This is a genomic window from Ligilactobacillus aviarius subsp. aviarius DSM 20655 (assembly GCF_001436315.1).
GTDB lineage: Bacteria > Bacillota > Bacilli > Lactobacillales > Lactobacillaceae > Ligilactobacillus > Ligilactobacillus aviarius.
Genome location: NZ_AYZA01000022.1, coordinates 94,050 through 117,773 on the forward strand (window position 1 = coordinate 94,050; position 23,724 = coordinate 117,773).

Genomic DNA, 23,724 nt, shown 5'->3' on the forward strand with positions numbered 1-23,724 from the left:
TTTGATCACACCTTCTTTTTTTCAATGCTTTATCTTGTACTTTTTCATTAAAAAAGCGTAACTTAATAATTGGAAATGAATATAGGAAGAGGTAAGATGAATGATTGATGTTACTTTACTTGGAACGGGTGGCAGTATTCCGCTTCCAGATCGTTACTTATCATCAGCAATTATTGAATATAAAGGCCGGAAAATTTTGATGGATGCCGGTGAAGGAACTGGCGTTTCAATGCGGGCTGTTCGGAGCGGATTCAAATCTCTTGATGTAATTTGCATTACGCACCTGCATGGGGATCACGTTATTGGGTTACAAGGAATTTTAGGAACGACCAGCAATACTGGCCGGACAGAACCAATCACGATCATTGGGCCAAAAGGAATCAAAGATGTTATGAAAGGCTTCCGGGTCATCATGCCGTGGTTAAATTACGACATTAACATTATTGAAGACCCAACTCCAGGTGAACCAATTGTAATCAACAACAAGTACATTCACGGTGAATTGTCAATTTCAGCTTTGCCAGTTAAGCATACACGGCCGAACTTTGCATACCGGGTTGACTTAAAACGGGAACCAAAATTTGACCCGCAAAAGGCAAAGGCTAACGAAGTTCCACAACGCATCTGGGGGGATTTGCAACGCGGTCAAAAACCAGTTGAATACGAAGGCAAGACCTACACTCCAGACATGGTTCTTGGCGAAGCACGGAAAGGCATGCGGGTCAGCTGGGTAACTGATACGCGGCCAACCCCTGAAATCCCAGGATTCATTGAAGGTTCAGATTTACTTTTGAGCTGTGCAAACTTCGGTTCAAATGACGATACCGAAAAGGCAAAGAACAAGATGCACATGACATTTGCTGAAGCAGCAACGCAAGCAAAGAAGGGCCACGTTAAGGAAATGGTCTTGACCCACTTCTCACAAGCAATGCGTGATCCTGAAAAGTATGTGAAGAACGCAACGGATATCTTCCCGAACACGGTTATCGGAAAGGATCACATGCACTTTACATTAAATTACGATCAAGACTTTGCTGAACCAACAATGATTGAAGAAAAAGCTGATACAAAAGAAAATGATTAATTTCGATTAAAGCAAAAAATGCGGTAGTTAGAGATGACTATCGCATTTTTTAATATTAATACTTTTTGGCACATAAAATGCGAATTATATTTCGAATAATGATCATTTTTGTTAATATAAATTAAAAGGAGAATTTAAAGGAGATTAAAAAAATATGGTTTGTATATTGGCGGCTCTAATATCGTCAACTTCTAGAGGTGTAATTAGTGTAATCGATCGCTATCAAATGGGTTATCGTAAAGGAAATTTACTGGTTGTTAACTTTATTAATAATATCTTAGCAACGTTTTTGGCAACGTTGGTTCTTATTGTTTTACAGCATGTAGTTTCATTGGATTTTTTGTTATTGCCACAACAATGGTTCAGAATAATTATTTATGCATTGCTAGTACAACTTGTTGCATATGGTTATAGTTATTTATACCGTCACTTACCGTTAATTGATGCGGTAATTTCAGGAAAGATTTCGGATCTGTTTATTCCGATTGCGTTAGCCTTTACAACTTCTTATTTTAGTTTTAAACAATATTCTGTTTCAGTGATTTCAACTTTACTAGTTGGCTTACTTGCTTTTTCTCCTAGTACTAAAAAGACTAATTTTAAAACGTGGGTGAGGGGAATCTTAGTGATTGTGCCATTGTTGACGATTCAGTCGGCTTTCTCTCCGCTTTTGGTTGATCGTATTCATGGAATCCCAGAATTAATGGGTTTTACGATCATCACAATTTATTTGCGCCTTGTGATTTCGTTTATTTCATTATTCACACGTCCAAAAAACAAATTGATCAATAAAGAGTCAATGAAAATTGGAAAAACGGTGGTGGCAGTTTACGGATTACGTTCAGTGCTTACGATCGCGGCTCAAATATCATTTACGATTGCAACGTCTTCCAAAACATCTGGCATTGCATGGGTTCTTTTAAACATGACATCACTTTACGGTGTTGTTTTTGGAAGTTGGATTCTCAAAGAAAAAATTGGAAAGTTTGATGTTCTTGTACTTTTAGTTGTAACGGTGATGACTTTGTTGACGAGATAGATTTTTGAAAATAAAAAAAACTAACTGTGAATTAACAGTTAGGCTGAAAGTTATTAGGTTAAGATGGACCTTTACTTTTTCAAATTTCGGATACGGCAATTACACTTTTTAATTTTAATATTTCATTGTCAAATTCTTCTTTTAATTCTAGATTCTTGAGTTGTTCATCTAAATAATTTTTAAATTGGATATTACTTATAATTACTCTTTTCTTATATTAAGCATGCTGAAAATAATTTTTGATATTGTTAATGCAAATCTTAATTGTAATTATACAGTCCAAATATAATTAGAACAATCGATTACTAATAGTTAATGCTGTTGTTTTCATCTGATGGGCAAGCGTTTTAATCATTGAACGTTTCAATTCATTTGTGTTACCAGCCATTCCAAGAGTAGCAACACATTTACCCTTTACAATTATTGGAACACCGACACAACGGTGGCCTATTTGAGTTTCTTCATCATCGATGACATACCCTTGATCATGAATAATTTGAAGATTACTTATGAATGTGTTCATATCGGTTATTGAATTAACCGTACTTTTTCTCAAGTGGATTTTGCGAAGCATTTTAAGTAATTCATCGATGTCAAGATAAGCTAGCGCACATTTCCCCATTGCATTGGTATTCAAGGGACGTTTTTCGCCAAGAATTTTATAATCTTCAGGGTGATCCTTTCGGGAAATTATTTGTGAATAGGTAATGTTTTCACCGGTAGGAATACCAATATATGCGGATAGATTAAATTTTTCTACTAGAGGTTTTATGTACGGAATTACAGACCAATCTAAAATTTTATTGTCAGGTTGAAGTAGATTAAAATTACAATTCATATAGTATTTGTTGTCAGATTTACACACTATTTCGTATTCGCATAGGGTATACAGTAACCTAAAAGCAGTGGTTTTACTTATTCCAGTTTTACTAGAAACTTCGGCTAATGAAAGTCCATCCGAATCAGCTAAAAATAGTAATATGTCAAGCCCTTTAGCGAGTGTTTTTGAAATATAATCCATGTAATTCACCTCATTGAGATGTTATAACACTTCAAATAAATATCAAAATTTTTGTATTAAATTTCATTATGTGAAACAAAATTTGAGAAATTTTTCTTTACTTTAATGTTTATTGAATAAACGATGGAATTTTAAACGGTATAAAAAATAATGCCGTTCTCTTTCAAGAATGGCATTAATTTTATCATTAATCTTCTTTATCAGAATCAACCTTTTGGGCTTCTTTTTGAATTTTATCAAATTCAATCATTGAGAATGGCTCGACATCCGTGCTTTCTGGTTGAACGGGGGCATGTGAATCAATGATGACGTTGATGGTAACAACGTCCTTTTTGTCGTCTGTCTTTTCGACCTTTGCTTCAGTGGTGAAGTTGCTATGTAACTGGAACGTTTCAGCGATAAAGCCGGCTTCAAGTTGGAAGTCGGGCTTTTCCGTTGCGCCAAACCGGACCTTGACCGGTTCACCGCTTAATTCAAAGGTGTGTTCTTCTTTCTTTGACTTGGTGTGGGTCAATGTTCCCCAACCGGCATATTCAAAGAACAAACGCAAATCATTATCGGTTGCAAGCAATAATTTACGCGCCAAAAGTTTTCCGGCCCAATACATGATATCGTCGTTATTACCAACAAGTGATGGAATCAAAACGTCGCGCAAAAGTTCACTGCCGAGTGTGGTTCCGGTTTGATGACCTAATACTTGATTATAAAAGTCTTTTTTCATAATTAAGCTCCTCTAAACTTATCGTTATGTCTAATTATACCTTTTTAAAGGTAAAAATTCTTACTAATTTGGAAAATCAATGATAGAATAAGGATAAATTTAAGAGATGGGGAATCAAAATGCCGAAGATTTTAATTGCAACCAAAAATCCAGGAAAAGCACGTGAATATCGCAAAATCTTTGAACCAAAGGGCTTTGAAGTGACAACGTTGTTGGATCTTGATGCGGATCAAGTTCCAGCAATTGATGAAAATGGGAGTAGCTTTGCTGAAAATGCATTAATTAAGGCAAATGCCCTAATGAATGTTACGCATGCGACGGTTTTAGCTGACGATTCAGGATTATGTGTTGACGCCTTGGATGGGGCACCGGGAATTCATTCAGCTCGGTATGCGGGAGACCATGATGATGTTGCAAACCGCAAAAAATTGCTTGAAGCATTAGAAGGTGTTCCGGCAGATAAATGGACAGCTCATTTTCACACATCAATCGTGGTTGTTCATCCTGACAAGGCACCGCTTGAAGTCAGTGGTGAAGCATTTGGTCGGATTCTTGATCACGAAACCGGCAGTGATGGGTTCGGCTATGATCCGTTGTTTTATTCAAACGATTTGCAAAAGTCATTTGCCGAAGTTTCCGTTGACGAAAAGAATCGGGTCAGTCATCGGGGCAAAGCAGTGAAGAAATTAATGGCTGAGTTCGATAATTGGTGGCAAGATTAATTAAGGAATGAATTGAATGCGACACGAAATTGAAAATCTCAAACTGCGAATGATCAAGTGGAGTATTTTTACCATTATTATTTTAGTAATGAGTGAACTTTTTAAGATTAAGTTATTCTTGGTGATTGGGTGTTTGAGTTTAGGTTGGTGTCTGATATTATTTGCAATGTTTATTTATTTTTCGTTGCGGCATTTTTATGATAAGTGAGCTTGATTTTTATTAACGACAGGGTATAATAGAGAAAGTAACTTTGCCCGTTGGTCAAATTGGTTAAGACGTCGCCCTCTCAAGGCGGAGTTGCGGGTTCGATCCCCGTACGGGTGATATACTCTGAGAATGCTCGTGTTTATGAGCATTTTTCTTATATCAAGAACCAAATCTTAGTTTATTGAACGATAACTTGGTATAATAAAGGAGTAAAAGGCAGATAAGGAGGAATAACATGCTAAAGAAAACAAAACATTTCTTAAGAGCCCATGGCGTTGACTATGAAAAAGAGCACGTTAATCCATTAATTGTGCCTGAAAAAGTGTATGTTTTAAAGTTTGGCAAAAAAGGCGAAAAGCTTAATAACCGCTTTATTGTAGATCACACGTATACATGGACCGGACGCATTCGGATCAATAAGATTATTCTCCGCTTACATGGGCAACACCACCCGCGGGAATTTAATAGCGAAACAGATTTGTTATTATATTTGAAAAAGCATGCCAAGTCATTTGCAAAGGCAAATGCTTAATTAGCATGACTGATGAAAGTTATGAAAGACAGGTTTTCGATTTAAACGAGAGCTTGTCTTTTTGTTTCAATATTTAAATCTGAATTGCGAATTTAAATGATAGGGATGATTTTTCATTTCTGTTACATTTGGCAATTTTAGTCAAAATCATTTGAGGTAGTTTGGGGAGTTTAGTAAAATAAAGGCATTAGATAATAATTACGGAGGTGTTCTGGATGGCATCATCAGATAAGACGGTTTTCTTTGATTATAACGAAGGGGAACAAAAAGAAATTCATCAAACGTTACAAACGGTATACAATGCACTTGAAGAAAAGGGATATAATCCAATCAATCAAATTGTTGGGTATCTGATTTCAGGTGATCCGGCATACATTCCCCGAGCTGATAATGCGCGGAACTTAATTCGAAAATTTGAACGGGACGAAATTATTGAAGAGTTAGTTCGTTCATACCTTGATAGAGAGGATATGAAGATCAATTGGCACGAATAATGGGACTCGATGTCGGTTCAAAAACGGTCGGGGTCGCTGTAAGTGATCAATTGGGCTGGACAGCACAGGGAGTAGAGATCGTTCGAATCAATGAAGACGAAGAAGTTTTCGGCTTAGACCGGGTCGTTGAGCTTGCAAAGGAAAAACAAGTTGTCGGGTTTGTGATCGGTTTACCTAAAAACATGAATAATACTTGCGGCCCGCGGGTTGAAGCTGCTCAAAATTATGGTAAGATGTTACAGGCAAAGATCAATTTGCCAATTGATTTCCAAGATGAACGGTTAACGACGGTTGAGGCCCAACGGATGCTGATTGAAGAGGCGGATGCATCGCGGAAGAAACGTTATCAGGTAATCGATAAACTGGCAGCAACGTTGATCTTGCAAAACTATTTAGATCGCAAGGGCAAACTGGTAGACTTACTAAAGTGAGGTAAAGGAATGGCAAAAAATAATCAAAACCAATCAAATGATGATAATTTGATCACATTAGTTGATGATAAGGGAAATGAAAGTTTGTATGAAATTTTATTCACGTTTGAATCTGAAGATTACGGCAAATCATATATTCTTTTAATTCCAGCTGGTTCAGAACCAGAAGAACAGGTTGATGTGCTTGCCTTTGCATTTGATCCGGATGAAAACGGCGATGCAAAGGATGCAGAACTTTACGACATTGAAAGTGATGAAGAATGGGACATGGTCGAAGGCGTCCTTGATACATTCTTAAACGACGAAAATATGCAATAGCTATGTTCAATTAATCGTAAAGAGGTTGTGACGTAAGTCGCAGCCTTTTTGTTATATCCGCATAATCGGGTTTCAAAACAAACGAGCTGAGTGGTGACGCGTAGCTAATTCGAAAAGTTCCGAATCTATGCTACGCGATTCGTTCGCTTTTCTGCTTCCACCACGCTCGTTTTTACTGTTTTGTCACACCTTCTTTTTTAGTAGCCTAAAAATTAATTTTTAAATGTGGTAAAATATTAGCGTTAATTTTTTAATTAATGTGAGGGAAGAGATATGATTAGTTTACTTAAGTTAGTATTATTTTTGATTCCAGCAGGCTTTCTTGCCGGAATTTCAAGCAGTGCAGCAGGGTTGGCATCGCTTGTTTCGTACCCAGCGTTATTAATGGTCGGTTTGCCGCCGGTAATGGCCAACGTTACGAATACATATTCGTTATTATCGTCTGGATTCAGTTCGATTATTGCTTCGAAGCAGGAATTGAATGGTAAGAAAAAACAAATTTGGCAAATCTTACCGTTATCAATTTTAGGAGTGATTTTAGGGGCGCTATTGCTGTTCTGGGTTCCGTCGACAATTTTCAAGAAAATCGTTCCATTTTTTATTATGTTTGCGGGGATTATGGTTCTCGTACCAAACATGCGTCAAAAGGCGGTTGTCGTTGATGAACAAGTTAGTGTCGGTAAACGGCTTGCGGTTTATTTAGGAATTTTTCTTGAAGGCATCTACACTGGATATTTTGGTGCTGGTGGCGGGGTTGTCTTATTGGCACTTTTGATCGTCATTAACCGCCAAAATACCTTTGCAGTCAATAATGCATTAAAGAATTTTACGTTGGCGTTTGCAAATGTAATCGGCGCGGTTGTTTATCTTTTTAAGGCGCCGATTTTATGGAAGTATGTTATTCCGTTGGCGATTGGATTATGGTTTGGCGGCCTGGTTGGACCGAAAATCGTCCGGGTCGTGTCTGATCGCAAAATGCGGATCGTGTGCTGCATTTTATCATGGATTCTCGGAATCTCATTATTTTTACAAGCATATCATTTAATTTAGGAAAACTGATCGCAAGTTTGCGGTCCGTTTTGCGTATTTAAAGGTGAGGTGATGTAAAAATGAGATGTTCATGGGCAGAAAATGGGAAGCAAAGCATGATTGATTTTCATGATCATGAATGGGGCAAGCCGCAACATGATGACCAGCGTTTATTTGAGCTGCTTTCGTTGATGACTTTTCAAGCAGGATTGCAATGGCAATTGATTTTGAATCGGCGTCACGTTTTAAAACGGGTATTTAATGACTTTGATGTCCCGTCAGTGGCGGCAATGACGGAACGCGAGATTGAAGAAATGGTCCAAGTTGAGCAAATGATTGCGAATCGCAGAAAAATTCGGGCAGTTATTCATAATGCCCGGGTTTTAGATCAGCTTCATGAAAAGGAAATCTTGCTTGATCAAATCGTATGGGGTTTAACCAAGAATCAAGTAGTTGATCATCGGTGGCAGTGTGCGGAACAGATTCCATCTCAAAATTTACTTTCAGTTCAACTAGCACGTCAAATGAAAAATTATGGGTTTACATTTGTCGGCCCGAAAAACATGTATGCTTATTTAGAAACCGTCGGGGTGATCAATGATCATTTGATTAGTTGTGAATGGCGGTAAAAAATAAAAGGTTGGAATCACATTCAATTGCGATTCCAACCTTCTTTTAGTTTATTCAATTATAATCCTTCACGCCGATTAGCTTTAATTAAATCTTTTGTTAAAGCTGGTTTGTTTTCAAGATCAGTCCGAACAACCAGCACATCACATTGAGCTGTCCGCGTTACGTATTCTGTAACGGAACCGATTAAGATCCGTTCAACGGCATTTAATCCGGTAGCACCGATCATGATCAAATCAATATTTTTTTCGTCCGGGATATCTTTAGCGATGATTACCTTTGGAGCCCCATATTCAACTGAAAAGTCAACGTTTTTCACACCGGCTTTTTTCGCTTCATCAGCATATCCGCTTAATGTTTTCTTCGCCGTTTCGGTAACCTGTTCAACCATTGTGGTATCAAAACTTGAAATGTTTTGGAAAGCCCGGGTATCAACAACGTGAACGAGGTGTAACGATGTGTCTTCACCGTTCCGCTTAGCAACGTTAATGGCTTTCTTGAATGCCAATTCTGATTCATATGAACCGTCAATTGGGACTAAAATACTTTTATAACTTTGTAACATTGATAATCACCTTCCTATCCTCAACCTCATTCTACAAAATTTATCTAGAAAAAGAAAGCGAAATCATTAATTTGAGAAAAGATAAATTAACAAGGTGAAAGTCATGATGGTTGCAAGGATGACATCGATTACAATCATCCATAAAAATGGAACGAGATTTGCCATGAAACTTGTAAACAAAGTTGCAAGCCCAGCGACCATCAAACATCCGCCTAAAACAGCAAGGGTGGTTGAAAGGGATGGTTTATCAGCCGGTGAGAAAACCAGAAATTTTTTCTTCCGGTGTGTCCAGAGGTAGCCTCCAAGAAACATAATGATCAAGCTTAAGATAATAACTAAAATGCGGGTAATAAGTGACATTCAAACTCCTCCAACTAATCAATTTTCTTTGAATTATTATATCAAAAAAGGATGTGACTGTTCACATCCTCGTTGCTCCATTAGTGCCGTTAATCGTCTCTTGTAGTTGAACCCGCAATGTTAGCAGGGACGGATCACTTAAGATGGCTTTTGGTTCTCAAGTGAAATGAGCCTGCCAGCCACCAAATATCGTGATCCTCATGTCTAAAAGTGTTCGGTCAACCTTACATTGATGAGACAATGCGTACACCATAGAAATATTCTGACAGTATCTTAACACGCTTAAAATCTTTTTTCAAATTAGAAACTACTCATTCTTTGCCGGCGGGCGTCCCTTAAATTTTTCAAGACGGTAATACTGTTCCGCAAGGGCTTTTTCATAACGCCCGTTCTCTTTCGGAAGGTAGTAATGCCGATTTTTGATCTTGTCAGGAAGATATTGCTGTTTGACCCAGTCGTGCGGGTAGTCATGCGGATATTTGTATCCAACACCATGCCCAAGTTTTTCAGCTCCCTGATAGTGCGGATCCTTAAGCCAATCCGGAATTTCACCGTAATTTCCTTGGTGCAGGTCATCAAGGGCTTTGTCGATTGCACTGATTGCGGAGTTTGATTTGGGGGATAAGCATAAGTCAATGACTGCTTCAGCAAGCGGAATTCGGGCTTCCGGAAATCCAACTTTTTCAGCGGCAATCACGGCTGCCACGGTTCGTGCAGCCGCTTGCGGGTTCGCTAAACCAACATCTTCATATGCGATTACTAAAAGGCGGCGGGTCACGCTTGGAAGGTCGTCAGTATCGGCCATGCGTGCCAAATAATGTAAAGCGGCATCAACATCGGATCCGCGAATCGATTTTTGAAAGGCGGAAACGACATTGTAGTGGGCATCGCCATTTTTATCATGGACTAATGCTTTGCGTTGAACGCATTCCTCAGCAATTTTCAACGTGATATGGATTTCACCGTCATCGTTTGTAGGCGTCGATTTAACTGCAAGTTCAAGCGCATTCAGCGAACTACGCAGATCACCGTGCGTCGCATTTGCGAGGTGTTCGAGGGCGGCGTCATCAAGGTCAACGTTAAATGATCCTAAGCCGTTTTTCTCATCGTGAAGCGCACGTTTTAAGGCTTGGCGAATGTCGGCTGCGGTTAACGGCTTAAGTTCAAAAATTTGAGTCCGGCTTCGAATTGCGGGATTAATTGCGATGTATGGATTTTCAGTCGTTGCTCCGATCAGAATAATCTGCCCGCTTTCAAGGTGGGACAAAAGAAAATCCTGCTTTGGCTTGGTTAAACGATGAATTTCATCTAACATCAAAATGACGGTTCCGCTCATTTTAGCTTCAGCAACGACTTGTTCAAGCGCTTTTTTTGAATCCGTCGCGGCATTCAATTTCCGGAAGGCATATTTAGTTGATCCGGCAATTGCGCTTGCAATACTGGTTTTTCCCGTTCCGGGCGGTCCATAAAGAATCATTGACGAAAGCAGTTTAGCGTCGACCATCCGGCGAATAATTTTTCCGGGGCCGACCAAGTGTTGCTGCCCGACGATTTCATCAAGGTTTTGCGGGCGCATCCGGTACGCTAATGGATGAAATGCCATGATGTCATTTCCTTTCAGTAATTTTCTAGTATTATAGCACTTTTAAAGGGTACCCGTTAAACATAAAATTGAGTATAATTATAGTAAAATCAAGGATAACAGGATGAATTAACATGAAATTAGATGAAATTGGAAAAACGATCAATGAAGAAGGACTAATTGACGTTTTAAATAATTTTAAGTACTCAATGAGGCAGACTTACCTTGTTGTTGATGAAAATGGCAATGCGGTCAATGACATCGCATCGATGATCGATGAAAATCAATATTTGCATATTAATGGAAACCACATTGAACTTGTTCAACCGCGAGCATATCGGCTTAAACGGTTGAAACAGGAAGTTCAACTTCAATTACGGTTTTTGAAACATCAATTAGCAACCCATGGATTCAAATTATGGCCGCTGGCAGCTGATGAAAACAGCGGCTTGACGATTTCAATCCAACTTCCAGAACAACTCTTTTTGGAACTTTATCAGCGCAAATTCAAGCAATACAAGATTGATTACTATGATTTTCGAAATCAAATTTACTTGAAACTTGCTCAAGGATTTGAATTGAGTCAGCCACTTTTAACCTACCTTACAGGATCATCGTTAGCGTTTTTTAATGATCTTGATGGGCGGACGCGACGGTCGATCTTAACGTTTGATCTTTTAAACGGGATTCAAGAATTTCAACCGGATTTTCGGACGGTTAAAAGTTATTTCGGGACAAAAAATGCGCTTGGAAAGGTTAAACTTGAAGGACAATTTGATCATCAACAGGGTATCACGGCGTTAACGCTTCGAAAATTAGACTTTAACCCGGATAGTCAATTAGGAATTGGACCGAATATTCTGAACTTGATTGATGTAATGGTTGGATACTTTTTAATGAATGAAGGCGTGGCAAACGACCAGTTGATGGCTCAAATTAAGGCTTCACGGGAATTAGATCGTAAAATTGCAGCCGCAAGTCCTTTCCGGAAGATTGATGAAATGGCGAAGTTTAAGCCGTTAATTGATAACTTGAATCACTTCGCGGTTGATTTTAATTACGGCGAAAATTGGAACGGAACCGTTGAAGCAATCAAAGCTAGACTGGAAGACGGAATGCAGACCTTGGCGGCACGCTTACTGCGGGAACAAGGCAGTCAGTCGCTTTTAAAGTTTTTGCTTGCGAAGACCCATGCCGGAACGACCAAAGGGCAATCATCGAAGTTATCAGCAAATTCAATGCGGATTTTACAGGCTGCATTTGAAGCGGGAATGGATTACCAGGTAATCGATAATGACCAGGACATTGTTGAAATTAACGGTCATTATGTCTGGAACGGCTTGCAAAGCGATTTGGATCAGGCGGTAATGGCAAAACTTTGGGATAACAAAGAATTGGCAAAGCAATTGGTCGGGAACCTTGCAATTCAAATCCAACCTTCATGGAAAATTGCAACGGTTGACCAGGTAATTCGGCTTTATCCGATGATTAAAGAAAAGGCCATCGTTCTTAAAAATGCGAATGGACACTCTGATGCCCACGGAATTTTGTATCGGATGGCACCAAGTAAAAAGGAATTTGTGGAAAGTGTCGGGGTGATGTTGAAGCAAACTTCACAAGTTTTGATTGAACAGGTTTCAACGGGCTCAACTTACCAGGCATTGATCTTGAATGGAAAAGTTGCCAGTTTAATTGAACGGGTTCCGGAAAATGTTGTTGGTGACGGGCGGAAAACATTAAAACAATTGATTGAAAATAAAAAGTTTGAACTTGGCCGCAATGAACGGAAGACGTTAATGATGCAGGGATTGACGTTGGATCAAGTTATTCCGCGTGGAATCCAAGTATTACTCCGTTATGATTCATTTACCGGTTCACACTTCCAAAGTGTAGATGCATTGAATGATGCGGACCAGACGTACATTCAATTACTCGAAAAGATTGCGACCCAGCTTCAAATGCGTGATGGATTCATTGATATGATTTTTAGCAATATTTATCAACCATATTCAGAAGAACATCCTGAATTAGCGGTCTTCTTAGGCGCCCATGCAAGCGGAGCACTTCAACCGCATGAAAAAATGGCGTTGAATCAGCAACGCGATATCGCGGCAGAAGTTGTTGCCCAATTCAAATAAAGGTTTGGCGAAATGCCAAACCTTTATTTTTTGTGGAATAAATCCTTTAACGAAAAGTGATGTTTTGAATCTTTTTCATTTGTTGGAGCAGGGGAGGCATTACTCAGCGGATAGCGGAGGGCAACATCAACCACTTCAGTATGAATTGCTTGATGCGGAGCGGCAATCACGACCGCCAAATCGGAAGCGGCATGAGGGAGGGTTAAATCAGAACTGCAGGTAAATGCCGCATTGGCTGAATTGGCAATTTGAATTAGCCGGCTTAATTGATCCTGATCAACACTGCCATTGATCGTCATTCGGTATTCAGGATGCTCTTCAAGTTCCTGTTGGATCGCCGGATAATACTTTTCAGAATTCAGCTGCGCAAACGTTACGGTTAGATCGACCCGTTCGCGAAAGGTGCCAAGATATTTGCGCTGTTCATCAGGTTTTAATTTCGGGGTCCCATACATTCCCTTATTGAGATGTTCTTGTAATTCATCAGTCATGGTTCAACCTCCTTTAAGTATCGCTATTATATCAGATAAAAAAAGAAGGCTGCAATTGTTGCAGCCTTCCATTTAATAATTGATAAATTATTAAAGTTTGTTGTAGTATTCAACGATAAGTGATTCGTCGATGTTAGCATCTAATTCGTCACGTTCTGGTAAACGAACTAATGTACCTTCCATCTTGTCTTCGTCAAATGATACGAATGGAGCACGACCAACAACGGCTTCCAAAGCATCCTTAACGATTTGTAAGTTCTTTGAACGTTCACGTAATGAAATTACTTGACCTGGTTGAACTTCGTATGATGGAATGTCAACGCGCTTGCCATCAACGGTAATATGACCGTGGTTAACAAGTTGACGTGCTTGACGACGAGTTGTTGCTAAACCTAAACGGTAAACAACATTGTCTAAGCGTTGTTCCAAAAGGATCATGAAGTTATCACCGTGTTTACCTTCACGGATCTTGCCGGCACGCTTAAATGTGTTAGCAAATTGACGTTCTGTCATGCCGTACATCATACGTAACTTTTGCTTTTCACGCAATTGCATACCGTATTCTGATAACTTCCGACGGCTTTGACCGTGTTGACCTGGGGCGTATGGACGCCGTGCTAATTCTTTACCTGAGCCTGTAAGGGAGATTCCTAAACGACGTGAAACCTTCCATGATGGACCTGTATAACGAGACATAATATCGTTCCTCCAAAAATGTATTTTTTATGGAGTAAAATAACGGTGCAGACTTAGTATTCGTGCAGTTGATTTTAGACGTTCGCTTTTGCAGCCGAAAAGTTACTTGCAGAACCAAAATGGCAACCAACTGTTGACGTTCTTACCGTCTACTGCTGCATTATTTTACACAATTGCCATTGTACCGGTCTGCAGCATGAAAGTCAATGGCTGACTTTGAATTTATTTATAATTAAACATTTTAATAGGAATGCCCGTTTATATGGTATAATTATGGAGAATGAAATTAGTGGTTATTTTAAATAAGAATTGATTCAAATAATTGTACGGATGAAGGATGGGATTTTATGGTTATCTTTTTGATTTCACTAATTATTATTGCGTTAGTGATCTACTTAGGGGTGTACTTGTTTAAACGCCATAAAGCAAAGCAGATTGAGGTTTACCAAGCAAAGGTAAATGAAATCACGGGAAATTCACTTGAAAAAGAACTGGCTGAAATTAGTAAATTGAATTTATCGGGTGACAGCTTAACCGAATTTGAAAAGGTTGATAAGGATTACCGGGAAATCATCAACCGCAAACTTCCTGAAATTTCAGAATTGTTGAATGATTTGCGTGAATTGAACCAGCACTATCAATTTGGACGAATCAATCATGAATTGAAAGATGTTGACGAAAAGTTAAGCGGAACCGCTGCTCAATTTGAAAAGATCAAGGAAGAATTGAAGAATATCCGCAAAGTTACGGAAGAACATCAAAAAGCAGTTGAAGAATTAAGCGAAAAGTATAAGGATCTGCGGAAGACACTTCTTGCTAAGAGCTTTTCATTTGGTCCAAGCAGTGACAAACTTGAAGAACAACTTGGCGAATTGGAACAGCAGTTCAACGATTATACGAAGTTAATGGAAAGCGGCGATTACGTTAAATCAGCAAAACCACTTTCAGATTTACAAGATGCAACCGCTGAAATGGAAGAAAAGGTGGAAAAGATTCCGCCAATCTTTAAAAACTTAAAGAGCGTTTTCCCTGATCAACTCAAGGAATTAAACAGCGCTGTTGATCAGCTGTTAAAGGAAAAGTATGTTTTCCACGAAGATTTGAAAAAGAAACTTGCTGATCTCCAAAAGATGGTCGATAAGAACTTCGAAAACCTAAAGAAGGTCGATTTGAAGAATGCAACGAAGCTTGATGAAAAGCTCACAACGGATATCGACAAGGTATATGATGAAATTGATCAAGAATATCGGGCACGCAAGGTTGTTGAAAAGAACTACAACTACTATCAAGACTTTGTTGAGCATGCAGAACGACAAGAACATGAACTCCTGATTGACTTGGATCGGTTATCGCAAAATTATGAATTGACGCATAATGAATTTGAGGATGCCCATGACCTTCAAGTTCAAATTCAGGCAATTCGGAAAGACTTTGATAACTTTACGAAGCAACGCTCAGAAGGCGTGATCTATTCCGATGAATTGAAACGGCAAAAAGATAACATTGATAAGCTGACAAAGATTGAAAAGAAGCAAAAAGAAATCAATGACGGGGTTTCAAATCTTTGGAAAGAAGAAAAGGAAGCCCAAAAGGCCGTCCAAGGATTCGACCTTGAAATTCACCGGATGCGCCGGGATGTTGAAAAGTTGAATTTACCTGGGCTTTCACGGGAATATACGGATTATTTCTTTAAGGTGAGCGATGAAATCGAAAACCTTGATGATGCACTTGGTCAAATTCAAATCAATATGGATGAAATTACGAAGGCATTGATCAATACGCAATCTGATTTAGATGTTTTAGGTGATAAGACCAAAGAAATCATTGATTGCGCAACGTTGTCTGAAGAATTCTTACAATATGCCAACCGTTACCGGACCCGGTATCCGGAAGTTGAAGAAGCATACAAGAAGGCAAGTCAACTATTCAATAAAGAATACAATTACGTTGATGCACTTGATACGATTTCAAATGCAGTTGAAGAGGTTGAACCGGGAGCATATAAACGAATTACCGATGATTATGAATCACGGGAACAAGCTCAACGGCAATATCCAATGAATTAAAAAATTGCGGCATTTGCCGCAATTTTTTTGTATTGAAAGGTTAACGGATAATCGGTTGAATCAAGGCTGACGCCGTTTTTCCCTTTACAAAAAATTAGTAAGATGATTAAATTAGTTACGAGTCGTACCAGAATAAATGTAAATAAAATTTTAACGGAAAGGATAATTCGATGATATATTTTGATAACAGTGCAACCACCAAAATGGATCCGTCAGTTTTGCAAACGTATGACGCGGTTTGTCAAAATATCTGGGGAAATTCATCATCGCTTCACTCATGGGGCGAAAAGGCTTTTAACCTCCTTGAACAGTCACGGAAGCAAATTGCTGATTTGATGGATTGTTATCCGGATGAGATCTATTTTACAAGTGGTGGAACAGAAAGTGATAATTGGGCAATTAAGGGAACCGCAATGGAAAAACGCCCATACGGAAAGCACATTATTACGTCAAGCGTTGAACATGCTGCTGTCATGAATAGCATGAAACACCTTGAAAAAATGGGTTTTGATGTGACTTATCTGCCGGTCGATGATGAAGGCCGGGTTTCACCCGAAGATGTGCGTAAGGCAATTCGGAAAGATACGATTTTAGTTTCAATTATGGCAATTAATAACGAAATTGGAACGATTCAGCCAATTGAAGAAATTGCTGAAATTTTAAATGATTATCCGAAGATTCATTTTCACGTTGATTCTGTTCAAGCAATTGGCAAGGGGGTCGAAAAGCTGATTCGGAATCCGCGGGTCGATTTCCTTGCATTTTCAGGTCATAAATTCCATGCGCCGCGGGGAACAGGTTTTATGTACAAAAAGCGCGGCCGGATGGTTCAACCGCTGATCGATGGCGGTGGCCAGGAAAAGAATTTACGGGGTGGAACGGAAAACCTGCCAGCAATTGCCGGAATGGCTAAGGCGCTTCGGCTTTTGATGGAAGATGAAGATCAAAAGGTTGCCCATCAACGGGCAATTAAAGATCGAATTTATCAGCATATCAGTCAATTTGATAAAGTGCATATTTTCTCAAAGAATGATGAAACGTTTGCGCCGCATATTTTATGCTTCACAATTGATGGCGTTCGCGGTGAATCGATCGTACATGCCTTTGAAAAATATAATATCTATATTTCAACGACGAGCGCTTGTTCATCAAAGAAGGGTGACATTGCGGGAACATTAGCTGCAATGAAGGTTCCTGAAAAGATTGCAACGTCAGCGGTTCGGGTCAGTCTTGATGAACATAATACCCTTGAAGAAGCGGATGAATTCAATCGCGTTTTCGATAAATTATATGAAGAATTTAAAATGATCAACTCATAATGGAGGACTTTGATGCAGTATTCAGAAATTATGGTTCGCTACGGTGAACTTTCAACGAAAGGAAAGAACCGCAAAAATTTTATTGACCGGTTAGGATACAATGTTCGCCAAGCATTGCATGAATTTCCAGATTTAAAAATTGCGGCCCATCGTGATCGGATGCATATCCAATTAAACGGTGAAGATTCAGAAAAGGTAATGGCCCGGTTAGGCCAAGTTTTTGGAATTCAAAACTTTTCGCCATCTGTAAAAGTTGAACGGGATGTTAAAAAAGTTCAAGCAATGGCAATTGAAATGATGAAGGAAAAATATCATCCCGGATTAACGTTTAAGATCAATACCCGGCGTTCAGATCATAAGTTTAAGTATGATACAAATGCGATGAATGATCTTTTAGGCGGCACGATTTTACAGGCCTTTGACGATATTCACGTTAAAATGAAAGATCCAGATGTAACGTTGAGATGTGAAGTCCGGCCGGATGGAATTTTCCTATCATATGGAAAAATCAATGGTGCTGGCGGATTGCCGGTTGGAACGGCAGGTAAGGCAATGTTGATGTTATCTGGCGGGATCGACTCACCAGTTGCAGGTTACCTTGCAATGAAGCGGGGAGTTGCCATTGAAATGGTCCACTTTTTCAGCCCGCCATATACCAGTGAACAAGCATTGAATAAGGCAAAGCAATTAACTGCCAAATTGGCACCGTATGTTGGAACGATCAAATTTATTCAGGTTCCATTTACGGAAATCCAAGAAACGATTAAACATGAAGTCCCAGAAGGATATTTGATGACGATTCAACGGCGCTTTATGTTGCGGCTAGCCGAAAAGATTGCCAAAATGCGGAAAGGGCTTGCCATTTTTAACGGTGAAGCCTTAGGTCAAGTTGCGTCGCAAACGCTTGAAAGTATGGCAGCAATCAATGATGTCACCACAATGCCGGTTTTACGACCAGTTCTTTCAATGGATAAGAACGAAATCATTGAAATCGCTCAAAAAATCGACACGTTTGACTTATCGATCCAACCATTTGAAGACTGCTGTACCGTTTTTGCACCGCCAGCTCCAAAGACTAAGCCGCGGATCGATCGGGCACGTCAATATGAAGAACGCTTAGATGTTGATGGCCTGATCCAACGGGCAATGGATGGCATTCAAATTACTGAGATCAACAGTTCAGATGAATTTATGAACGCAAATGAAGAAAGCTTTGCCGAACTCCTGTAATCTGCTTGACGATTATTGAATTGCAGATTAGAATACAACTATAAGCAGAGAACAAGAGGGATATTCGATGTTCATTTTCCAGAGAAGACGGCGGTTGCGAAAGTCGAAATGAACCGGGTATTTGTAGCTTGGGAGCTGTTATTCTGAACGGATATTAAGAATAACCGGACTGGCTGACAGTTCGTTATCATTAATCAGCTAAGCGGAAAGTGAATTAGTTCACTTTCAATTTAGGTGGTACCACGGCATTGTCGTCCTATGTGACGGCAATGCTTTTTTATATCCGCCAGTAAAAATTTAAAAGTGAAAGGAATCGACCGATGAGAGAAATCGATATGTCAACCAAGTACGATCCAAAAGAGGTTGAACCGGGTCGTTACGAAAAATGGGTTAAAGATGGCGTTTTTAAGCCAAGTGGCGATAAAAAGGCTAAGCCGTATTCAATTGTTATTCCCCCGCCAAATGTTACCGGAAAGCTGCATTTAGGCCATGCATGGGATAACACGTTACAAGATATGCTGATTCGGCAAAAACGGATGCAAGGTTACGACACATTATGGGTTCCAGGAACTGACCACGCGGGAATTGCAACTCAAGCAAAGGTTGAAGCTCAATTGCGTGAAGAAGGCGTTACCCGTTACGACCTTGGCCGTGAAAAATTTGTGGAAAAGGTTTGGGATTGGGTTCACGAATACAGTGACATTATCCACAAACAATGGGCAAAGATGGGAATCTCTGTTGATTATGACCGCGAACGGTTTACTTTAGACGATGGATTATCAAAGGCTGTTCGGAAAGTCTTTGTTGATTTATACAATAAAGGCTTGATCTACCGGGGCGAATACATCATTAACTGGGATCCGCAAGCTCGGACTGCCCTATCAGATATTGAAGTTATCCACCAAGATGACGAAGGGGCATTTTACCACGTTAAATATCCATTTGTTGATGAAGACTACACCTTCAACGGCAAACACTACATTGAAATTGCAACGACCCGGCCGGAAACAATGTTTGGGGACGTTGCGGTTGCGGTCAACCCAAGTGATGAACGGTACAAGGAATTAGTCGGCAAGGAAGTTGTATTGCCGCTCCAAGGTCGGCACATTCCAATTATTGCTGATCAATACGTTGATCCAGAATTTGGAACCGGAATGGTTAAGATCACTCCTGCCCACGACCCGAACGACTTTAAAGTTGGTAACCGGCATAACTTGAAGCGCATCAACACAATGAATGAAGATGCAACGATGAATGAAAATGCTGGCAAGTATGAAGGCATGGATCGGTTTGAAGCCCGGAAGGCAATCGTTAAGGATCTTCAAGACGAAGGTTACATGTTGAAGATCGAACCAATCGTTCACAGTGTTGGTCACTCAGAACGGACCGGAGTTCAAGTTGAAGCCCGGTTGTCAACGCAATGGTTCGTTAAGATGAAGCCGTTAGCTGAAATGGCATTGAAGAACCAAAAAGATGGCGACAAGGTCAACTTTGTTCCAAAGCGGTTTGAACATACCTGGAACCAATGGATGGAAAACATCCACGACTGGGTTATCTCACGTCAATTATGGTGGGGTCACCGGATTCCAGCATGGTATAACAAGCAAACCGGCGAAACATATGTTGGCATGGAAGCTCCTGAAGATGCCGAAAACTGGGAACAAGATCCAGATGTTTTAGATACATGGTTCAGTAGTGCATTATGGCCATTTTCAACAATGGGCTGGCCAGATACGGATGCCGAAGACTTTAAGCGTTACTTCCCAACAAGTACTTTAGTTACAGGATACGATATCATCTTCTTCTGGGTATCACGGATGATTTTCCAAAGTCTTGAATTTACTGGCAAGACACCATTTAAGAACGTTGTTTTGCACGGTTTGATTCGGGATGAACAAGGTCGGAAGATGAGTAAGTCACTTGGAAACGGAATCGATCCAATGGACGTTATCGATAAGTATGGAACGGACGCATTACGGTGGTTCTTAACAACTGGTTCAACGCCAGGTCAAGATATTCGCTTCTCATACCAAAAAATGGATGGCGCATGGAACTTTATTAACAAGATTTGGAATGCCAGCCGGTTCGTAATCATGAACCTTGATGAAGATACCAAGGCTGAATTACCACCGAAGGAAGAATGGCAATTAGCTGATAAATGGATCATCAGCCGGTTGAACGACACAGTCAAAGATGTTATTCACTTCTTTGATACCTTTGAATTTGGTGAAGCTGGCCGGGCAATGTACAACTTTATCTGGAATGACTTCTGTGATTGGTACATTGAAATGGCTAAGGAAAACTTGAATGGTTCTGATGAAAAGTTAAAGAAGAACACCCAAGCAATTCTTTGCTATGTACTTGACCAAACATTACGGCTCCTTCACCCAGTAATTCCATTTGTAACCGAAAAGATCTGGTTAACGATGCCGCATGAAGGCAAATCAATCGTGGTTGCAAAGTATCCTGAAATTCACGCTGAATTTGATGATCAAGATGCTGAACGGCAAATGGAAAACTTGATTGAATTGATCAAGTCTGTTCGGAACAGCCGGGCAGAAGTAAATGCTCCAATGTCATCGGCAATTGATATTTTAATTAAGACGAAGGACGACGAAACCAAGAAGATCTTCGAAGACAATGTTGATTACATTCAACGTTTCTGTCATCCAAAACACTTAGAAATCAATGCGGATGTTGAAGCTCCTGCATTGGCAATGACATCGGTGATCACCGGGGCCGAAGTTTATTTACCGCTTGCTGATTTGATTGATTTGAACGAAGAAATCAAACGGCTTCAAGGCGAAGCAGCTAAACTTGAAAAGGAAGTTGCACGCGGTGAAAAGAAACTGGGCAATGAAAAGTTTGTTGCCAATGCACCAGAAGCAGTGGTTGGTAAGGAACGTGAAAAACTTGCGAACTACAAGGAAAAACTTGCATCAACCAATGATCGGATCAGCCAATTACAAGCTGAATTGGATAAATAATTTGAAAGAGAAGATTGAAGTTCAATCTTCTCTTTTTATATAATGAAGGAAATGATACAAGAAGGGGATTCAGCGTGAAACAGTTAACTTATCAGGATGCCTTGGCGTTTATTCACGGCCGGACGAAATTCAAAAAGATTCCGACGCTTGACCGAATGCGGGATTTTTGCAAGCGGTTAGGTGATCCGCAACGAAACCTTAAGATGATTCATGTAACGGGAACCAATGGAAAGGGGTCAACGACGGCCTACATTCGGCAACTTTTAATTGAAAACGGATTTAAGGTTGGTTCGTTTACCTCACCATTCATTATTAAGTTCAATGACCGCATTTGCATTAACGGTGAAATGATTCCGGATGATGATTTAGTTCAAATGGTAAGTGAAATCCAGCCAATTGTTGCGCAAATGGATGATGATTGGGCCGACCGTGGCGGCGGGCCGACCGAATTTGAAATCGATACGGCAATTATGTTCAAGTATTTTACAGAGCAACAAGTTGATTATGCGGTGATTGAAGTTGGACTAGGTGGAACATATGATTCAACAAATGTTATCCAGCCATTGGTATCGGTTATTACTGGAGTAGCGAAGGATCATTTAAAGTATCTTGGTCCGACATTGCAAGACGTTGCCCGAAATAAAGCGGGAATAATTAAGCAGGATACGCCGGTGGTGGTTGCGGATCTGCCAGATGATCTTTTTGCAGTCATTACGGAAAAAGCACAGCGGATGAATGCTCCCGTATATAAGGTTAATGACCAAATCAAAACAACGTTGCTACCCAATAACGTTTGGGGTGAAAACTTTAATTATGATTTTGGTGAAAATCATCTTAAAAATCTGCATCTCGAAATGATGGGGGATTACCAAGTTTCGAACGCGGCTTTGGCAATTACGGCAGTTGAGCTGCTGGCTGAAAGCGAACATTGGAATTTGCAAGATGCCTATGTTAAGCGGGCGCTTGCCCAAATGAGGTGGCCCGGAAGATTTGAACGCGTAAATGAATCACCGCTGATTGTTTTAGACGGGGCACACAACATTCAGGCGATCAAAAAGATTGCAAAACTATTAAAGGACCGGTTCCATGATCGGCAGATTCACATCATTACGTCGATTTTGGCTGATAAGCAACCGAAAGAGATGCTGACGGAACTGTTGAAACTGGCAAACGTTGAAATTACGGTGACCCGTTTCAATAGTCCACGCCCGGTCATCGATCCGCAAAAGGTCAAAGAAGAATTTCCGCAAGTGAGTGCTGCTGCCCAGTGGCAACAGGCGTTGGTTGATACAGTCCAAACGATGGATGAAGATGATGTTTTGCTGTTTACCGGATCGCTTTACTTTATTTCAGAAGTGCGCCATTACTTTGTAAATGATGAGGAGAATGAAAATGAAAATTGATGCAATGATCTTTGATATGGATGGGGTCGTATACGACTCTGAAAAGATGTATTTTGCTGCTGACCAAAAAGCAGCTCAAAAATTGGGATTTGAATTTACATTTGATTACTATAAACAGTTTATCGGTGGCGGTTATGATCTAATGTATAACCAGATGGTTGCAGATTACGGCGATCCTGAATTGATCAAACGTTTTTTGGAATTAAGCCGGGATGAAATCCTTCCGGTCGTAAAAGAAGGAATGTTGAAATTTAAACCGGGTTTCTTAGATTTAGCTCGCTATTTAGAAGATCATCAAATTCCATATGGATTGGCTTCAAGCAATTATCGGGAAGATATTGACTTTTACCTTAAAGAAACGAATTTTGAAAACCGATTCGATTTTATTGTTTCAGCGAATGATGTTCAAAAGGCCAAACCTTCACCGGCAATTTTCTTAAGAGCATGGGAAAAGGCGGGGCGGCCAGCCAAAGAAAAAACGATCATCATTGAAGATTCAACCAATGGAATCAAGGCGGCTAACCGGGCTGAAATTCCAGTAATTATGGTGCCGGACTACATTCAACCGGAAGAGTTTGAACGGAAACACACGTTAACGATTCAACCGGACTTAAATGCAGTGATCGATTTTATTAAAGATTAAAAATAACCTCCATTT

The 23,724-nt window shown here is 39.9% G+C and carries 24 protein-coding genes and 1 tRNA gene; 18 read left to right on the plus strand and 7 right to left on the minus strand.

What is annotated here, in order from left to right; translation table 11 throughout:
* The first annotated feature begins 100 nt into the window (after window positions 1-100).
* Together FC33_RS05895 and FC33_RS05900 are read left to right on the plus strand one after the other, a co-directional pair.
* Window positions 101-1,084: a ribonuclease Z gene (locus FC33_RS05895; protein WP_057827683.1), complete on the plus strand. Its 984-nt coding sequence runs from the start codon at window positions 101-103 to the stop codon at window positions 1,082-1,084.
* 226 nt (window positions 1,085-1,310) lie between these two features.
* Window positions 1,311-2,123 (plus strand): hypothetical protein, encoded by an 813-nt coding sequence (locus tag FC33_RS05900; RefSeq protein ID WP_057827684.1) that lies wholly within the window; start codon window positions 1,311-1,313, stop codon window positions 2,121-2,123.
* Window positions 2,124-2,412: 289 nt separating this feature from the next.
* On the opposite strand, the gene FC33_RS05905 is transcribed toward FC33_RS05900, so the two are convergent.
* Both FC33_RS05905 and FC33_RS05910 read right to left on the minus strand, forming a co-directional pair.
* Window positions 2,413-3,144, minus strand: coding sequence for an IclR family transcriptional regulator (locus FC33_RS05905; RefSeq protein WP_057827685.1), 732 nt, complete (start codon window positions 3,142-3,144; stop codon window positions 2,413-2,415).
* A 187-nt stretch (window positions 3,145-3,331) separates the two neighbouring features.
* Complete coding sequence (locus FC33_RS05910; protein ID WP_081037067.1) at window positions 3,332-3,865, minus strand: DUF2507 domain-containing protein; 534 nt, start codon at window positions 3,863-3,865, stop codon at window positions 3,332-3,334.
* 119 nt (window positions 3,866-3,984) lie between these two features.
* Here FC33_RS05910 and FC33_RS05915 point away from each other — a divergent pair, with 119 nt between their 5' ends.
* The 9 genes from FC33_RS05915 to FC33_RS05950 all read left to right on the plus strand — a co-directional run bounded on the left by FC33_RS05915 (window position 3,985) and on the right by FC33_RS05950 (window position 8,228).
* Window positions 3,985-4,587 (plus strand): XTP/dITP diphosphatase, encoded by a 603-nt coding sequence (locus FC33_RS05915; RefSeq protein ID WP_057827686.1) that lies wholly within the window; start codon window positions 3,985-3,987, stop codon window positions 4,585-4,587.
* Between the two features lie 16 nt (window positions 4,588-4,603).
* Entirely contained in the window at window positions 4,604-4,795 is a 192-nt protein-coding gene (locus FC33_RS08500) for a hypothetical protein (protein WP_143453719.1), read from the plus strand.
* Between the two features lie 44 nt (window positions 4,796-4,839).
* Window positions 4,840-4,912 (plus strand) — tRNA-Glu (locus FC33_RS05920).
* Between the two features lie 118 nt (window positions 4,913-5,030).
* Window positions 5,031-5,327: a hypothetical protein gene (locus tag FC33_RS05925; RefSeq protein ID WP_057827687.1), complete on the plus strand. Its 297-nt coding sequence runs from the start codon at window positions 5,031-5,033 to the stop codon at window positions 5,325-5,327.
* Window positions 5,328-5,542: 215 nt separating this feature from the next.
* On the plus strand, window positions 5,543-5,821 hold the full coding sequence (locus tag FC33_RS05930) for an IreB family regulatory phosphoprotein (RefSeq protein WP_057827688.1): 279 nt from the start codon (window positions 5,543-5,545) through the stop codon (window positions 5,819-5,821).
* Window positions 5,809-6,252 (plus strand): Holliday junction resolvase RuvX, encoded by a 444-nt coding sequence (ruvX, locus tag FC33_RS05935; protein ID WP_225354675.1) that lies wholly within the window; start codon window positions 5,809-5,811, stop codon window positions 6,250-6,252. The genes FC33_RS05930 and ruvX overlap by 13 nt, the downstream gene beginning before the upstream one ends.
* 9 nt (window positions 6,253-6,261) lie before the next feature.
* A complete protein-coding gene (locus FC33_RS05940; protein ID WP_057827690.1) occupies window positions 6,262-6,570 on the plus strand; it encodes a DUF1292 domain-containing protein in 309 nt (102 codons plus the stop codon).
* Window positions 6,571-6,843: 273 nt separating this feature from the next.
* Window positions 6,844-7,620, plus strand: a complete 777-nt coding sequence (locus FC33_RS05945; RefSeq protein WP_057827691.1) for a sulfite exporter TauE/SafE family protein — start codon at window positions 6,844-6,846, stop codon at window positions 7,618-7,620.
* A 59-nt stretch (window positions 7,621-7,679) separates the two neighbouring features.
* Entirely contained in the window at window positions 7,680-8,228 is a 549-nt protein-coding gene (locus FC33_RS05950) for a DNA-3-methyladenine glycosylase I (protein ID WP_057827692.1), read from the plus strand.
* Between the two features lie 59 nt (window positions 8,229-8,287).
* Here the strand turns inward: FC33_RS05950 and FC33_RS05955 are convergent, their stop codons facing one another.
* The 3 genes from FC33_RS05955 to FC33_RS05965 all read right to left on the minus strand — a co-directional run bounded on the left by FC33_RS05955 (window position 8,288) and on the right by FC33_RS05965 (window position 10,757).
* Window positions 8,288-8,794, minus strand: a complete 507-nt coding sequence (locus FC33_RS05955; RefSeq protein ID WP_057827693.1) for a universal stress protein — start codon at window positions 8,792-8,794, stop codon at window positions 8,288-8,290.
* 66 nt (window positions 8,795-8,860) lie between these two features.
* Window positions 8,861-9,154, minus strand: coding sequence for a hypothetical protein (locus FC33_RS05960; protein ID WP_057827694.1), 294 nt, complete (start codon window positions 9,152-9,154; stop codon window positions 8,861-8,863).
* A gap of 307 nt (window positions 9,155-9,461) precedes the next feature.
* On the minus strand, window positions 9,462-10,757 hold the full coding sequence (locus FC33_RS05965; RefSeq protein ID WP_081037068.1) for a replication-associated recombination protein A: 1,296 nt from the start codon (window positions 10,755-10,757) through the stop codon (window positions 9,462-9,464).
* Between the two features lie 113 nt (window positions 10,758-10,870).
* Between FC33_RS05965 and FC33_RS05970 the strand changes: the two genes are divergently transcribed.
* The gene (locus FC33_RS05970) at window positions 10,871-12,874 is read left to right on the plus strand and encodes a hypothetical protein (protein ID WP_057827695.1); all 2,004 of its coding nucleotides are present in this window, start codon (window positions 10,871-10,873) and stop codon (window positions 12,872-12,874) included.
* 23 nt (window positions 12,875-12,897) lie between these two features.
* Here the strand turns inward: FC33_RS05970 and FC33_RS05975 are convergent, their stop codons facing one another.
* Together FC33_RS05975 and rpsD are read right to left on the minus strand one after the other, a co-directional pair.
* Window positions 12,898-13,365, minus strand: a complete 468-nt coding sequence (locus FC33_RS05975; RefSeq protein WP_057827696.1) for a YueI family protein — start codon at window positions 13,363-13,365, stop codon at window positions 12,898-12,900.
* A gap of 90 nt (window positions 13,366-13,455) precedes the next feature.
* On the minus strand, window positions 13,456-14,061 hold the full coding sequence (gene rpsD / locus FC33_RS05980; RefSeq protein ID WP_057827697.1) for a 30S ribosomal protein S4: 606 nt from the start codon (window positions 14,059-14,061) through the stop codon (window positions 13,456-13,458).
* Between the two features lie 347 nt (window positions 14,062-14,408).
* On the opposite strand from rpsD, the gene ezrA reads away from it, so the two are divergent.
* From ezrA to FC33_RS06010, 6 genes are all read left to right on the plus strand, one after another.
* Entirely contained in the window at window positions 14,409-16,127 is a 1,719-nt protein-coding gene (gene ezrA, locus FC33_RS05985) for a septation ring formation regulator EzrA (RefSeq protein WP_057827698.1), read from the plus strand.
* 170 nt (window positions 16,128-16,297) lie between these two features.
* Window positions 16,298-17,446, plus strand: coding sequence for a cysteine desulfurase family protein (locus FC33_RS05990; RefSeq protein ID WP_057827699.1), 1,149 nt, complete (start codon window positions 16,298-16,300; stop codon window positions 17,444-17,446).
* A 12-nt stretch (window positions 17,447-17,458) separates the two neighbouring features.
* Window positions 17,459-18,676 (plus strand): tRNA uracil 4-sulfurtransferase ThiI, encoded by a 1,218-nt coding sequence (thiI, locus tag FC33_RS05995; RefSeq protein WP_057827700.1) that lies wholly within the window; start codon window positions 17,459-17,461, stop codon window positions 18,674-18,676.
* A gap of 320 nt (window positions 18,677-18,996) precedes the next feature.
* Window positions 18,997-21,663 carry a valine--tRNA ligase gene (locus FC33_RS06000; protein WP_057827701.1) on the plus strand — a complete coding sequence of 889 codons (2,667 nt, stop codon included), beginning with the start codon at window positions 18,997-18,999 and terminating at the stop codon, window positions 21,661-21,663.
* A 74-nt stretch (window positions 21,664-21,737) separates the two neighbouring features.
* Window positions 21,738-23,066 carry a bifunctional folylpolyglutamate synthase/dihydrofolate synthase gene (locus tag FC33_RS06005; RefSeq protein WP_057827702.1) on the plus strand — a complete coding sequence of 443 codons (1,329 nt, stop codon included), beginning with the start codon at window positions 21,738-21,740 and terminating at the stop codon, window positions 23,064-23,066.
* A complete protein-coding gene (locus tag FC33_RS06010; RefSeq protein ID WP_057827703.1) occupies window positions 23,056-23,709 on the plus strand; it encodes an HAD family hydrolase in 654 nt (217 codons plus the stop codon). Before FC33_RS06005 ends, FC33_RS06010 begins: the two co-directional genes overlap by 11 nt.
* The last annotated feature ends 15 nt before the right edge of the window (window positions 23,710-23,724 follow it).

Coding starts and splice junctions, on each gene's coding strand:
- FC33_RS05895 (WP_057827683.1), top strand. CDS start 101: ATGATTGATGTTACTTTACTTGGAACGGGTGGCAGTATTCCGCTTCCA.
- FC33_RS05900 (WP_057827684.1), top strand. CDS start 1,311: ATGGGTTATCGTAAAGGAAATTTACTGGTTGTTAACTTTATTAATAAT.
- FC33_RS05905 (WP_057827685.1), bottom strand. CDS start 3,144: ATGGATTATATTTCAAAAACACTCGCTAAAGGGCTTGACATATTACTA.
- FC33_RS05910 (WP_081037067.1), bottom strand. CDS start 3,865: ATGAAAAAAGACTTTTATAATCAAGTATTAGGTCATCAAACCGGAACC.
- FC33_RS05915 (WP_057827686.1), top strand. CDS start 3,985: ATGCCGAAGATTTTAATTGCAACCAAAAATCCAGGAAAAGCACGTGAA.
- FC33_RS08500 (WP_143453719.1), top strand. CDS start 4,604: ATGCGACACGAAATTGAAAATCTCAAACTGCGAATGATCAAGTGGAGT.
- FC33_RS05925 (WP_057827687.1), top strand. CDS start 5,031: ATGCTAAAGAAAACAAAACATTTCTTAAGAGCCCATGGCGTTGACTAT.
- FC33_RS05930 (WP_057827688.1), top strand. CDS start 5,543: ATGGCATCATCAGATAAGACGGTTTTCTTTGATTATAACGAAGGGGAA.
- FC33_RS05940 (WP_057827690.1), top strand. CDS start 6,262: ATGGCAAAAAATAATCAAAACCAATCAAATGATGATAATTTGATCACA.
- FC33_RS05945 (WP_057827691.1), top strand. CDS start 6,844: ATGATTAGTTTACTTAAGTTAGTATTATTTTTGATTCCAGCAGGCTTT.
- FC33_RS05950 (WP_057827692.1), top strand. CDS start 7,680: ATGAGATGTTCATGGGCAGAAAATGGGAAGCAAAGCATGATTGATTTT.
- FC33_RS05955 (WP_057827693.1), bottom strand. CDS start 8,794: ATGTTACAAAGTTATAAAAGTATTTTAGTCCCAATTGACGGTTCATAT.
- FC33_RS05960 (WP_057827694.1), bottom strand. CDS start 9,154: ATGTCACTTATTACCCGCATTTTAGTTATTATCTTAAGCTTGATCATT.
- FC33_RS05965 (WP_081037068.1), bottom strand. CDS start 10,757: ATGGCATTTCATCCATTAGCGTACCGGATGCGCCCGCAAAACCTTGAT.
- FC33_RS05970 (WP_057827695.1), top strand. CDS start 10,871: ATGAAATTAGATGAAATTGGAAAAACGATCAATGAAGAAGGACTAATT.
- FC33_RS05975 (WP_057827696.1), bottom strand. CDS start 13,365: ATGACTGATGAATTACAAGAACATCTCAATAAGGGAATGTATGGGACC.
- rpsD (WP_057827697.1), bottom strand. CDS start 14,061: ATGTCTCGTTATACAGGTCCATCATGGAAGGTTTCACGTCGTTTAGGA.
- ezrA (WP_057827698.1), top strand. CDS start 14,409: ATGGTTATCTTTTTGATTTCACTAATTATTATTGCGTTAGTGATCTAC.
- FC33_RS05990 (WP_057827699.1), top strand. CDS start 16,298: ATGATATATTTTGATAACAGTGCAACCACCAAAATGGATCCGTCAGTT.
- thiI (WP_057827700.1), top strand. CDS start 17,459: ATGCAGTATTCAGAAATTATGGTTCGCTACGGTGAACTTTCAACGAAA.
- FC33_RS06000 (WP_057827701.1), top strand. CDS start 18,997: ATGAGAGAAATCGATATGTCAACCAAGTACGATCCAAAAGAGGTTGAA.
- FC33_RS06010 (WP_057827703.1), top strand. CDS start 23,056: ATGAAAATTGATGCAATGATCTTTGATATGGATGGGGTCGTATACGAC.